This window comes from Thioclava sp. DLFJ5-1, assembly GCF_002020115.1.
Taxonomy (GTDB): domain Bacteria; phylum Pseudomonadota; class Alphaproteobacteria; order Rhodobacterales; family Rhodobacteraceae; genus Thioclava; species Thioclava sediminum.
On record NZ_MPZU01000004.1, the window covers coordinates 265872 to 278417 of the forward strand.

The following is a 12546-nucleotide window of genomic DNA, read 5'->3' on the forward strand; positions in this document are numbered from 1 at the left end:
ATCTCTCGAAGGGCCCCATCAAGAGGCCCGCCACCCAACTTGGAGTAACGCGATGAACCGCAGATCCTTTTTGAAAACCACCGCCGCAACGGCCGTCGTCGCGGGCGTCGGCGTCCCGGCTTTCGCCGCTGACGAGCCGCTGAAAATCGGCTTCATCTATGTCGGCCCCGTCGGCGACATGGGCTGGTCCTACCAGCACGACCAAGGTCGTCAGGCGATCGAAGAAAAATACGGCGAGAAGGTGAAGACCTCGTTCATCGAGAACGTGCCGGAAGGCCCTGATGCCGAGCGCGCGCTGACCCAGCTGGCGCTGGACGGCAACAAGCTGATCTTCGCGACCTCCTTCGGCTACATGGACGCGGTGATGAACGTCGCCAAGAAATTCCCCGACGTGAAATTCGAGCACGCCACCGGCTACAAGCTCGCCGACAACGTCGCGACCTATGACGCGAAATTCTTCCAGGGTCGCGCCATTCAGGGCACCATCGGCGGCCGCATGACCAAGACCAACAAGATCGGTTATATCGGCTCCTTCCCGATCCCCGAGGTCTATCAGGGCATCAACTCCGCCTATCTGGCCGCGAAGAAGGTGAACCCCGACGTCGAAATGAAAGTCGTCTGGGCTTACACTTGGTTCGATCCGGCGAAAGAGGCCGACGCGGCCGCAGCCCTGATCGCCGATGGTGTGGACGTGCTGCTGCAGCACACCGACTCGACCGCGCCGCAGGCGAAAGCTCAGGAAGCGGGCAACGTCATCACCTTCGGTCAGGCCTCGGATATGTCGAGCTTCGCGCCGATGCCGCGCGTCGCGTCGACCATCGACAACTGGGCGCCCTATTACATCGAGCGCGTCGGTGCGGTCATGGACGGCTCGTGGAAGTCGGAAGCCACCTGGGGCGGCATCGACAGCGGCATGGTGGAGATCGGCGAGATCTCCTCGGCCGTGCCGGACGACGTCAAGAAAGAGGCGCTGCAGCTCAAGGAAGATATCGGCTCGGGCAAGGTCCATCCCTTCACCGGTCCGCTGAACAAGCAGGACGGCACGGCCTTCCTCGCCGATGGCGAAATGGCGACCGACGATCAGCTTCACTCGATGACCTTCTACGTCGAGGGGATCACGGCAGAGCCGCCGAAGTAAGTCAGTCCTACTGATGCGAATAGGAAAGGGTCGGCCACGCGCCGGCCCTTTTTCGTTGTTTCACAAGTGTCTTTTCACTTCACGTTAGCGTCAGACTTGTTCCACAGGCTGATTCGTCGCAGGATTTGAAAGGCGGGTCTTCTTGACACATTCAAACAATTGCATCTATCGAGTTAGACGTGACAAGTTGATGACCGGGTAACGGGAGGGAACAAAATGGCACATATCGTGGTGCTCGGCGCAGGTCTTGGCGGCGCCATCATGGCTTATGAATTGCGTGACCAAGTCCGCAAGGAAGACGAAATCACCGTCATTACCAAGGACCCGAAGTACCACTTCGTGCCCTCCAACCCTTGGGTCGCCGTCGGCTGGCGCGACCGCAAGGACATCACCGTCGATCTCGAACCGACGATGAAGAAGAAGAACATCAAGTTCATCCCGGTCGCGGCAAAGCGCCTGCACCCCGATGACAACAAGGTCGAGCTGGAGGATGGCCGCGAGGTTTCCTACGATTACATCGTGCTCGCCACCGGCCCTGAACTCGCCTTCGACGAGATCGAAGGGCTCGGGCCCGACGGCTTCACCCATTCGGTCTGCCATGTCGATCACGCTGAGGATGCCGGCACCGCCTTCAAGCGCTTCTGCGAAGATCCCGGCCCGATCATCGTGGGCGCGGTGCAAGGCGCGTCGTGCTTCGGCCCAGCCTATGAATTCGCCTTCATCCTCGACACCGCGCTGCGCCGGGCGAAGATCCGCGATCAAGTGCCGATGACCTTCGTCACCTCCGAGCCTTACGTCGGCCATCTCGGCCTCGACGGCGTCGGCGACACCAAGGGCCTTCTCGAAGGCGCGATGCGCGACAAGCACATGAAGTGGATGACCTCGAGCCGCGTGAAGAAGGTCGAAGACGGCGTGATGCATGTCGAAGAGATCGCCGATGACGGCTCCGTCAAGGCGACCCATGAGATGCCGTTCAAATACTCGATGATGCTGCCGCCCTTCCGCGGCATCCCGGCGGTCATGGGGCTGGAAGGTCTCGTGAACCCGCGCGGCTTCGTCATCGTCGACAAGCACCAGCGCAACCCGAAATACCAAAACGTCTTCGGCATCGGCGTCGGCATCGCTATTCCGCCCATGGGGCCGACCCCGGTGCCCTGCGGCGTGCCGAAAACCGGCTTCATGATCGAGTCGATGGTCACCGCCACCGCGCATAACCTCGGCAATATCGTGCGAGGTCAGGAGCCCGACGAGACCGGCACCTGGAACGCGATCTGTCTGGCCGATTTCGGCGATAGCGGCATCGCCTTCGTGGCCCAGCCGCAGCTTCCGCCGCGCAATGTCAACTGGTCGAGCCAGGGCAAATGGGTCCACCTCGCCAAGATCGGTTTCGAGAAGTATTTCATGCGCAAACTGCGCAAAGGCACCTCGGAGCCGTTCTACGAGAAGACCGCGATGAAGATGCTCGGGATCGACAAGCTGAAAGCGGTCAAGAAGACCCACTGAGCCGCACCGGCACAGGTTTATCTTCGCAAATCACGGGGCGGGCCAGCAGGTCCGCCCCGTGCTGATTCCTGCCGATGGTCAGCAGAGCGCCGGAACACACGGGTCTGTGAGACGTTTGAACCCCCGACACGCGGCCAGATGCCGCATGAAAGGGAGACGACATGAAGACGTTGAAGACGACCACCGCGCTCGTTGCCGGCCTCGCCGCGCTGAGCCCGGCGATCCTGCCGTTCAGTGCGCTTGCCCAGGATAGCAATACCGCCGCCGCTGAATGCATCGCGAAGGCGGTCGCCGATGGCACCCCGATGGATAAGGCGAAAGCCGATTGCGAGGCCGACGCGGCAAATGCCGATGGCTCCGCCGAAGCTGCGGCAGGCACCGATCCGGCGAATGCCGACGCGCCGATGAGCGACAGCGAAGCCGATCAGGCCGCAAAAGCCGCGATCGAAGGCGCAGCCCCGCCCGCCGATCAGGACCCGGCTGCGAGCGGTGACACCCCCGACGCCAGCGCGAAAGCCGCAGTCGAAGGCGGCGCGGATGTGACCACTCAATCCGAGACCACGGGCACCGATACCAACGCCGACGCAGCCGCCGCTGCGACGACGGATGCCAATACCGATGCGAATGCCGATGCCTCTGCCGAGACCGACGCAGCCGCTGCCACCGACCCGCAGCCCGATGCTGCGGCACCGGCAGAGACCGACGGTTCGGCCACCGCAAACACCGATGGCTCGACCTCGGCGGATACGACCGCAGACGCAGAGACCACCGCAGAAACCGATGGCTCCGCTACGGCTGAAACCGATGGCGCGACCACCGCAACGGCTGATGGCTCGAACGATGCCACCACCGCGGCCGACGACCAGACGGACGCCGAGGCGACGAACACGCTCAGCCCCGACACCACCTCGCAGGACGCCCCTGCCCCGGTGACCGCCACCACCGAAAACGCGATGGAGAACTCGGAGGCCCAGGCGGACAGCACCGCGACGGCAGAGCCCGAGGCGAAACCTGCAGGCGAGACCTCGACGGACACCACTTCCAACACGCAGGTCGTGCAGGAAGGCAACGGCGGGTCCGGCGCGGAAGTCGAGCCGAAGGTGATCCAGCCGGACGAGGCCGCCAATGCCGACGCGACTGCAGACGGCTCGGCCAGCGCGGACACGACCGCCAATGCCGAAACCGATCAGCAGGCGGACACGCAAGACACCGCGGCCACCAAGGCGACGAAGCTCTTGGAGAACGCGCTGACCGATACGAAAGCCGCGATCGAAGGCGAAGCGGTGCAGAACGAGGCGCTCAACGCGCCGACTGACAGCACCGACACCGCCAATGCCACCGAAGAGACGGTGACCGAGGACACCGCGCGCAGCGCATCCGAAGACTTCGCGACCTCGGTCGACGCCAAGCCCGACGCTCAGGCGCAGGCAACCGCGCAAACCGACTCGTCGAAGAAGAAAAAGAAAGACCGTCTGAGCACGCTGGAAACCGCCGCGCTCTCCGGTCTTGGGGCGCTCGCCGTGGGGGCAATCCTGAACAACGGCTCGAAAGTGGCCGTGAATTCGGGCGACCGCGTTGTGGTGCAACAGCCCGACGGCTCCTACCAGCTGGTGAAGGACGACAACGCGCTGCTGCGTCAGCCCGGCTCGAAAATCCGCACGCAGGACTACGCGGACGGCTCGTCGCGCACGATCGTGACCAAGCCAGATGGTAGCCAGATCGTCACCGTCTATGACGCCCAGCGTCAGATCCTGAAGCGGACGCTGGTCCAGCCCGACGGCACGCAGTACCTGCTAGTCGACGACGCGCGCGGCGCCGATCCGGTCGACGTCTCGGCGCTTCCCAAGCCCAAGCCCGTCGCGACGGTTTCGTCCAGCAACGAGCAAGCGCTCCGTGATGCGCTGACCCGTCAGAGCGGCATCGACCGTACCTTCACGCTCTCGCAGGTGCGCAACATCACCCCGGTGCGTGATCTCGCCCCCGCGATTTCGGTCGAGAACATCAACTTCGAGACCGGCTCCGCAGCGATCCAGCCCGATCAGGCGCAGGCCCTTTCGGCTCTGGGTCAGGCGATCCAGCAGCGCATCGACGAGAACCCGCGCGAGCTGTTCCTCGTGGAAGGCCATACCGACGCCGTCGGCAGCGCCGCCTACAACCTCGCGCTCTCGGACCGTCGCGCGGAATCGGTTGCGCTGGCTCTGAGCGAGTATTTCGACGTCCCCGCCGAGAACCTTGTGGTGCAGGGCTATGGCGAGCAGGACCTGAAGGTGCAGACCGAAGGTGCCTCGGAAGCCAACCGCCGTGCCGTGGTGCGCCGGATCACCGATCTTCTGCGCACCGCCTCGAACTGAGGTTGAGCCTGAGACAAAAGCAAAGGGCGCCCTGCGGGGCGCCCTTTTCGCATCTCTCCCGAAAGAGGGGGAGGAGTGGTGGCGAGGGGGGGACTTGAACCCCCGACCCCACGATTATGAGTCGTGTGCTCTAACCAGCTGAGCTACCTAGCCACTGGGGGGCTAACTAGGCAAAGCGGATCGTCCAGTCAAGGACGTTTTGCGGGAAAATTGCCCCCATTTCGCTGCGGCATATTGGGAATTGGCGAAGCCGCGCGCAAAGGCTAGGCATGAGGGGAAAAGGAGAGACCATGCACGCCGCCCCTGCCCTGCCTCTGACACGCGATATCGTTCTGATCGGGGGCGGACATACCCATGCGCTGGTGCTGCGGATGTGGGGGATGAACCCGCTGCCGGGTGTCCGGCTGACCGTGATCAATCCAACCCCCTCCGCGGCCTATTCGGGAATGCTGCCGGGCCATGTCGCGGGGCATTACACGCGCGACGAGCTGCAGCTCGATCTGGTGAAGCTCGCGCGGCATGCGGGCGCGCGGCTGGTTCTGGGGCGCGCCACGGGGCTCGACCGGGCGCGGCGGCTGATCGAAGTGCCAGGGCGTGCGCCGATCGCCTATGACGTGGCCTCGATCGATATCGGGATCACGGCCGAGATGCCGCAACTTCCGGGCTTTCTCGACCACGTCGCGCCCGCGAAGCCGCTCGACGCTTTCGCCGATGCCTGGGACGCTTTCGCAGCCAATCCGCCCGAGTCGCCGAAGGTCGCCGTGGTCGGCGGCGGCGTGGCGGGGGTGGAGCTCGCGATGGCCTGCGCTCACCGTCTGCCGCAGGCGCAGGTCACGGTCTATGAGGCAGCACCCGAGGCGCTGCGCGCGCTCGGCACCGGCGCTCGGAACGCGATGCTGGCGCACTGCGCGCGGCTCGGCGTGACCATCGAGACCGACGCGGCGCTGATCGGCGCGGAAAAAGGGCGGCTCCTGCTGGAAGGCGGACGCACAGCCGAGGCCGATTTCATCATCGGCACGGGCGCCACGAAACCCGCCGACTGGCTGCCCGAGACCGGGCTCGATCTGACCGACGGTTTCGTCACGGTCGGCCCGACGCTGCAAAGCTCCGACCCCGCGATCTTCGCCGCAGGCGACATCGCACATCTCAGCCACGCGCCGCGCCCCAAGGCGGGCGTCTATGCGGTGCGCGAAGCGAAGCCGCTTTTCGCCAACCTGCGCGCGGCGGCGTCAGGCGGACCGATGAAGACCTATCAGCCGCAACGCGATTATCTGAAGCTGATCTCCACGGGCGGCAAACAGGCGGTGGCGGACAAATGGGGCCTGCCGCTGAACGGGAAATGGCTGTGGCGGTGGAAGGACCACATTGACCGCAAGTTCATGGCGAAGGTCCACGATCTGCCCGCGATGCCGACGCCGCCCCTGCCGCGCGAGCATGCGCAAGGGATCGCGGAGGTGCTGGGCAGCAAACCGATGTGCGGCGGCTGCGGCGCGAAGCTCGGCGGTCAGGCGCTGCGCGAGGCGCTGTCCGATCTGCCCGCGCCCGCTCGCGCCGATGTGCTGAGTGGTCCGGGCGACGATGCCGCCGTGCTGTCTTGCGGCACGCAAACGCAGGCCTTCACCACCGATCACGTCCGCGCCTTCACCGAGGACCCGTGGCTGTTGGGCCGGATCGTGGCGCTGCATGCGATGAGCGACGCCTGGGCGATGGGCGCGGCCCCGCAGGCGGCCCTCGCCCAGGTCACCCTGCCCCGCCAATCCGAGGAACTGGGCGCGCGGGCCCTGCGCGAAATGCTGGGCGCCGCGTCCGAGGCCTTCCGCGACGCGGGCTGCGACCTCGTCGGCGGGCACACCTCGATGGGCGCGGAGCTGACACTGGGCTTCACCGTGACCGGGCTGGCAGGGAGGCCGCTGGGCCAAGATGGCGCGACGCCCGGCGAGGTGCTGATCCTGACGAAGCCGCTTGGAACGGGCGTGATCCTCGCCGCCGAGATGGCGAAACACGCGCCGGGCGAGGTGGTGGCAGGCGCGCTGGAGAGCATGGGCCGCAGTTCCGCCGAGGCCTCCGCGATCCTCGCGCCCGTGGCCTCGGCGATGACGGATGTGACGGGCTTTGGCCTCGCCGGGCATCTGCTGGGGCTGTGCGAGGCGTCTGGCGTCTCGGCAGAGCTGGACCTTGCCGCGATCCCGCTGCTCAACGGGGCCGAGGCTTTGGCCGAGTCAGGCGAGCACTCGACGCTTCTGCCGCAGAACATCGCCAATTGCGCAGGCCGTATGACCGCCCCGCCGGGACCACGCGCGGAGCTGCTGCACGATCCGCAGACCTCGGGCGGGCTGCTGGCGAGCGTGCCGGAGGCTCAGGCGGCGGAAGTTCTGGCAAAGCTGGACGCGGCAGGCTACCGCGCCGCGCAGATCGGGGTGATTGCGGAGGGTCCGGCGTTCCTGCGGGTGCGGTGAGTGCCTCGCATCTCTCTTCCGGCACGGGCGACCAGCCCGGGCCGCGCCCGACCCTCCCTCCGGGAGGGCGCATTGGCGATGGCATCGCGGGCCTAACGGTCTTTCGGGCTTGCTAAATAAATCACCCAGCCACGCATCGAGGTGGGCGCCCGCCCGAGGCTCGGGCGCGTCCCTCAGCGCTCCGCCATCTCCTGCGCCTCTTTCACCACCTGCGCAGCCAGCCCCTCGATCGCCTCCGGCGCGAGGCTTTGCGCCTCGATCACCCGCTCCCGCTCCACATGGCGCGCGCGGTGCTTCTCATAGCGCGGATCGTAATGGTCGCGCATCAGCTCGCCCGCCAGCGCCGCATATTCCCCCGCCGTGGCCTGTGCCTGCCACGCCGCGATCCGCTCGGCGGGCTGGAAGGGCCGCAGCTGATCGAGTACCGCCAGCAACCGATCGGCATCCGCCGTGATATCCGCATAGGCCCGCGCCAGATACTCCGCCCGCTCCGACAGCGGCGCCCTGACCCGCAGGCGCGGCGCATCCTTGATCGCGGCCCAGATCCCGGCGGGTAGCTGCAGATCGCCGATCTTGGAGCTTTCCGCCTCCAGCAGCACCGGCCGCGCCGGATCGAGCGCCGCAATCTCCATGATCAGCCGCGATTCGAAATCCTTCTGGCTCGATTGACCGCCCTCCATCGCCCCGAAGAGCGAGCCGCGATGGTTGGCGAGCCCCTCCAGATCGATGACCTGCGCACCCTGCGCCCGCGCGGCTTTCAGGATGTCGGTCTTCGCGGTGCCGGTATTGCCATCGAGCACGACCACCGGACAGGGCAGCTCGGCAAGCCCGGCCTCCACCACCAGCGACCGGAAGGCCTTGTAGCCGCCCTCGACAAGCTCCACGCGCCAACCGACCTGCTTGAGGATCGTCGCGAAAGACCCCGACCGCTGCCCGCCGCGCCAGCAATAGACCAGCGGCCGCCAGCCGCCTTCCTTATCGGCCAGCGGCCCCTGCAGATGTTTGGCGGCATTCTGCGCCACTAGCGCCGCGCCGATCTTGCGGGCGTCAAAAGGCGCGACCTGCTTGTAGATCGTGCCGACACGGGCGCGCTCCTCATCGTCGAGCACGGGCAGGTTGATGGCGCCGGGGATATGATCCTCGGCGAATTCCGAAGGTGAGCGCACATCGATGATCGTGTCGAAATCGAGCGCGGCGACCTCGGCAATCGAGGTAAGTTTCATCAGTAGACAGTGACCTGCGTGCCGACGGGGACGCTGTTGAACAGCTCGATGACGTGATCGTTCACCATCCGGATGCAGCCGTTCGAGACCGCATGGCCGATCGACCGCGGTTCGGTCGTGCCGTGGATGCGGATCGCCGTGTCACGCCCGTTCTGATAGAGATACATCGCCCGCGCGCCGAGCGGGTTTTCCGGCCCGCCCTTCATCCCGTCCTCGTATTTCTTGTAAGCCGGATTGCGTTCGATCATCTCGCGCGTGGGCGTCCAGCTCGGCCATTTGACCTTGCGCGCCACCGTCGCGGTGCCGCGGAACTTCAGCTCATCCTTGCCCACGGCCACGCCATAGCGCATCGCCACGCCCGGCGCGGTGATGTGATAGAGGAAGAACTTATCCGAGACGATGATGATCGAGCCCACCGGCAGATCGGGTTTCACCGTGACCTTGGTCGGGTAATATTGCGAGCCGATCGGCCAGCGCTTCGCGGGCGCGGTCTCAATAGTTTGCGCAGGCTCACTTGCGGCGAAAGCGGGCAGGCTTGCGAAGGGCAAAGCGGCCAGCGAAAGAAGAAAAGCGCGGCGATCCATGATCAAACTCCTGCAAAATCCTGCGGCGTCTCCCGGCAAAGCGTTCGACACAAACCAAGGGTGAGGCTAGCAAAGCCGCCCCACCCTCTCAAGAATTTGGTCTCGGGTCAGAAAAAGGCCAGCGCCAATCGTTGCCGCTTTGTCGATTACTTACCGAAAGCGCAGCCCGATTTGATGCCGAACTTGCCGAAGATCATCGCAGCCGGGCAGAAGCCGGTGAAAGCCGATTGCAGCAGGTTCGCGCCGATGAAGGCGGTGAACCACAGCCAGTACATCGAGACATAAACGGCCAGCAGCAGCGAGATTAGGATCATCACGCCAGCAAAGGCAAAAATCGCACGGTCGAGGTTCATTCGAGGGCACTCCACGAAAAAGGTTACGTTGTCAGAAGATATAACAGTTCCTCACGACAAATTCAATTGTTTGCATATGTCGCGCGACGCTTGACCGCAGCCCCGTGCAGGATCAGATAACGCCCTATGAGCGAAGCCACTTTTATCATCGACGCCATGCATTGCGGGGCCTGCACCGGACGGGTCGAACGCGCACTCATGGCACAACCCGGCGTGCAGAACGCCTCGGCCAACCTGATGGCGCGCAGTGCGCATGTCGAGTTCGACGGGCCTGCCGATCTCGAAAGCCTCAAAACGGCGCTCGACCAGGCGGGCTATCCGGGCCGTCTGAAAGAGGAGATGGCCAGCGGTCCCAGCGCCGCCGAGCGCCAGATGCAGGAGGCGCGCCAGCTCAAGCGCCAGTTCCTGACCGCGCTCGCGCTGACCGCCCCGGTCTTCGTGCTCGCAATGGGCGCGCATATGATCCCCGGCATGCATCACCTGATCGCCAATACGATCGGAATTCAGGCAAGCTGGTGGGTGCAGATGATCCTCACCGCGCTGGTGCTGGCCTTCCCAGGCCGCGTTTTTCTGCGCATCGGGGTGCCCGCGCTGTTGCGCGGTTCGCCCGAGATGAATTCGCTCGTCGCGATGGGCTCGCTCGCCGCGTTTATCTATTCCGCCCTTGTCACGCTTGCGCCCGGCCTTCTGCCAGAGGCCGCGCGGGGCGTCTATTTCGAGGCGGCGGCGACCATCGTCACGCTGATCCTGTTGGGTCGCTGGCTGGAGGCACGCGCCAAGGGCCGCGCAGGCGAGGCGATCTCGCGGCTGATCGGGTTGCAGCCCAAGACCGCGCGCGTGCAGACCGAAAACGGCGTCGAGGAACGTCCGATCGAGGAACTCGTGCCCGGCGACATCCTGCTGCTCGCCCCCGGCGAGCGCGTGGCACTCGATGGGGTAATCGCCGAGGGCGCGGGCCATATCGACGAGAGCATGCTGACCGGCGAGCCGGTCCCTGTCGCAAAAACCGAAGGCGATGTGATCACCGGTGGGACCGTGAACGGCGAATCCGCACTCAGCTACCGCGTCACCGCGACCGGCGGCGACACCGTCCTGTCGCGGATCATCGCGATGGTCGAAGCCGCGCAGGGCGCGAAACTGCCGGTGCAGGCGCTGGTCGACAAGGTCACCCGCGTCTTCGTGCCCGTAGTCATGGCGCTGTCGCTCCTGACTTTCGCGATCTGGATGATCGCGGGCATGGGCTTTTCGCATGCCTTCGTCGCGGCGATCTCGGTGATGATCATCGCCTGCCCCTGCGCGATGGGTCTGGCGACGCCCGTCTCGATCCTCGTGGGCACCGGGCGCGGCGCCGAACTGGGCCTGCTGTTCCGCCGCGGCGACGCGCTGCAACGCCTCTCGGAAGTCGCAGTCGTGGGCTTCGACAAGACCGGGACGCTGACCGAAGGCCACCCCGCCCTGACCGATCTCGAACCGCTCGCCGATCTGCCCGAGGCGGAAATCCTCGCGCTGGCCGCAGGCGCCGAGGCGCGCTCGGAGCATCCGCTGGCCCGTGCGATCCTCGCCGAGGCTGAGACGCGCGGCATCGCCCATGCGCCGGTCAAACGCGTCAAGGCGTTGTCCGGCAAGGGGCTGCGCGCGCAGGCAGAAGGGGCCAAGCTCTGGATCGGCAATGCCGGTGCGATGGAAGAGGCCGGGGCCGATATCGCACCCTTTGCCGAACGTGCGAAGGCGCTGGCCGCGAAAGGCCGAACCCCGGTCTGGATGTCGCTCGACGACCGGCCCGTCGCGCTGATGGCGCTGTCGGACCCGATCAAACCCGAGGCGCGCGAAGCGGTCGACGCCCTGCACAAGGCGGGCAAGCAGGTGGCGATGGTGACCGGCGACACCCGCGCCACTGCGGAAGCGGTCGGCCACGATCTCGGCATCGACCGGATCGAGGCCGAAGTATTGCCCGACGGCAAGCGCGACGCGGTCGAAAGCCTGCGCCAGATCGGCCCGGTCGCCTTCGTGGGCGACGGCATCAATGACGCGCCTGCGCTCGCGGCTGCCGATGTGGGGCTCGCGATCGGCACCGGCACCGATGTCGCCATCGAGGCAGCCGAGGTCGTGCTGATGCGCGGCGATCCCAACGGCGTCGCGATGGCGCTGGAGCTGTCGCGCGCGGTGATGCGCAATATCCGGCAGAACCTGTTCTGGGCCTTCGCCTATAACGTCGCGCTGATCCCGGTCGCGATGGGCATCCTCGTGCCCTTCGGCGGGCCCGGCCTGTCACCGATGCTGGCGGCGGGCGCGATGGCATTCTCCTCGGTCTTCGTGGTCACCAACGCGCTGCGCCTGCGCCGCGCCCTGCGCTGATCCGGGCGCGGATCGGCGAGAGCGCGCCGAGGCTGGAACTCCGCCCTTCCCAAGCGGCAAGGAGGACGTTTAGCTGCGACGTCCCACCTTCGGAGCGCCCGTATGCTGACTCGTCGCCTCTTTCTGCTCTCGCTCGGCGCTCTCGCGGCCTGTGGCGGCTCGCCGCGACCGATGGCGAAACCGGCCTATGCCCTGCCGCTCCATCGCAACGAGACGCCGGAAATCCGCGCTCTGATCAACCGCTATTCCGACCATTACGGGGTGCCGCGCAGCCTCACCCACCGCGTGGTCCAGCGCGAGAGCCGCTACCGCGCCGATGCCCGCAACGGCCCCTATTACGGGCTGATGCAGATCCTGCCGCAGACCGCGCGCGGCATGGGATTTCGGGGCAAACCGCATGACCTGCTCGATCCCGACACCAACCTGAAATACGCCGTGAAATACCTGCGCGGCGCGTGGTTGGTCTCGGACGGCTCGGAAGATCGCGCGGTGAAATGGTATTCGCGCGGCTATTACTACGAAGCAAAACGGCGCGGCTTGCTCCGCGAAACCGGGCTGCGCTGACCCGCGACCTGCGCAGGGC

The 12546-nt window shown here is 65.8% G+C and carries 9 protein-coding genes and 1 tRNA gene; 6 read left to right on the forward strand and 4 right to left on the reverse strand.

The window, feature by feature from the left end:
• Positions 1-52: 52 nt before the first annotated feature.
• The 3 genes from BMI86_RS14080 to BMI86_RS14090 all read left to right on the forward strand — a co-directional run bounded on the left by BMI86_RS14080 (position 53) and on the right by BMI86_RS14090 (position 4992).
• Positions 53-1138, forward strand: a complete 1086-nt coding sequence (locus BMI86_RS14080) for a BMP family ABC transporter substrate-binding protein (protein WP_078541956.1) — start codon at positions 53-55, stop codon at positions 1136-1138.
• Positions 1139-1354: 216 nt separating this feature from the next.
• Entirely contained in the window at positions 1355-2641 is a 1287-nt protein-coding gene (locus tag BMI86_RS14085; protein WP_078541957.1) for an FAD/NAD(P)-binding oxidoreductase, read from the forward strand.
• Positions 2642-2802: 161 nt separating this feature from the next.
• On the forward strand, positions 2803-4992 hold the full coding sequence (locus BMI86_RS14090) for an OmpA family protein (protein WP_078541958.1): 2190 nt from the start codon (positions 2803-2805) through the stop codon (positions 4990-4992).
• A gap of 76 nt (positions 4993-5068) precedes the next feature.
• Here the strand turns inward: BMI86_RS14090 and BMI86_RS14095 are convergent.
• Positions 5069-5145: transfer RNA gene (locus BMI86_RS14095), tRNA-Met, on the reverse strand.
• A 137-nt stretch (positions 5146-5282) separates the two neighbouring features.
• Between BMI86_RS14095 and selD the strand changes: the two genes are divergently transcribed.
• Positions 5283-7448, forward strand: coding sequence for a selenide, water dikinase SelD (gene selD / locus BMI86_RS14100; RefSeq protein ID WP_078541959.1), 2166 nt, complete (start codon positions 5283-5285; stop codon positions 7446-7448).
• Positions 7449-7621: 173 nt separating this feature from the next.
• Here selD and mnmH read toward each other — a convergent pair whose 3' ends face one another.
• The 3 genes from mnmH to BMI86_RS14115 form a co-directional block, all read right to left on the reverse strand.
• Complete coding sequence (mnmH, locus tag BMI86_RS14105) at positions 7622-8671, reverse strand: tRNA 2-selenouridine(34) synthase MnmH (protein ID WP_078541960.1); 1050 nt, start codon at positions 8669-8671, stop codon at positions 7622-7624.
• Positions 8671-9255, reverse strand: a complete 585-nt coding sequence (locus tag BMI86_RS14110) for a L,D-transpeptidase (RefSeq protein ID WP_078541961.1) — start codon at positions 9253-9255, stop codon at positions 8671-8673. The genes mnmH and BMI86_RS14110 overlap by 1 nt, the downstream gene beginning before the upstream one ends.
• A 146-nt stretch (positions 9256-9401) precedes the next feature.
• Positions 9402-9608, reverse strand: coding sequence for a DUF2892 domain-containing protein (locus BMI86_RS14115; RefSeq protein ID WP_078520385.1), 207 nt, complete (start codon positions 9606-9608; stop codon positions 9402-9404).
• Positions 9609-9734: 126 nt separating this feature from the next.
• Here BMI86_RS14115 and BMI86_RS14120 point away from each other — a divergent pair, with 126 nt between their 5' ends.
• Together BMI86_RS14120 and BMI86_RS14125 are read left to right on the forward strand one after the other, a co-directional pair.
• Positions 9735-11963: a heavy metal translocating P-type ATPase gene (locus tag BMI86_RS14120; protein WP_078541962.1), complete on the forward strand. Its 2229-nt coding sequence runs from the start codon at positions 9735-9737 to the stop codon at positions 11961-11963.
• A 102-nt stretch (positions 11964-12065) separates the two neighbouring features.
• Entirely contained in the window at positions 12066-12527 is a 462-nt protein-coding gene (locus BMI86_RS14125; protein WP_078541963.1) for a lytic transglycosylase domain-containing protein, read from the forward strand.
• Positions 12528-12546 lie beyond the last annotated feature (19 nt).

Coding starts and splice junctions, on each gene's coding strand:
- BMI86_RS14080 (WP_078541956.1), top strand. CDS start 53: ATGAACCGCAGATCCTTTTTGAAAACCACCGCCGCAACGGCCGTCGTC.
- BMI86_RS14085 (WP_078541957.1), top strand. CDS start 1,355: ATGGCACATATCGTGGTGCTCGGCGCAGGTCTTGGCGGCGCCATCATG.
- BMI86_RS14090 (WP_078541958.1), top strand. CDS start 2,803: ATGAAGACGTTGAAGACGACCACCGCGCTCGTTGCCGGCCTCGCCGCG.
- selD (WP_078541959.1), top strand. CDS start 5,283: ATGCACGCCGCCCCTGCCCTGCCTCTGACACGCGATATCGTTCTGATC.
- mnmH (WP_078541960.1), bottom strand. CDS start 8,671: ATGAAACTTACCTCGATTGCCGAGGTCGCCGCGCTCGATTTCGACACG.
- BMI86_RS14110 (WP_078541961.1), bottom strand. CDS start 9,255: ATGGATCGCCGCGCTTTTCTTCTTTCGCTGGCCGCTTTGCCCTTCGCA.
- BMI86_RS14115 (WP_078520385.1), bottom strand. CDS start 9,608: ATGAACCTCGACCGTGCGATTTTTGCCTTTGCTGGCGTGATGATCCTA.
- BMI86_RS14120 (WP_078541962.1), top strand. CDS start 9,735: ATGAGCGAAGCCACTTTTATCATCGACGCCATGCATTGCGGGGCCTGC.
- BMI86_RS14125 (WP_078541963.1), top strand. CDS start 12,066: ATGCTGACTCGTCGCCTCTTTCTGCTCTCGCTCGGCGCTCTCGCGGCC.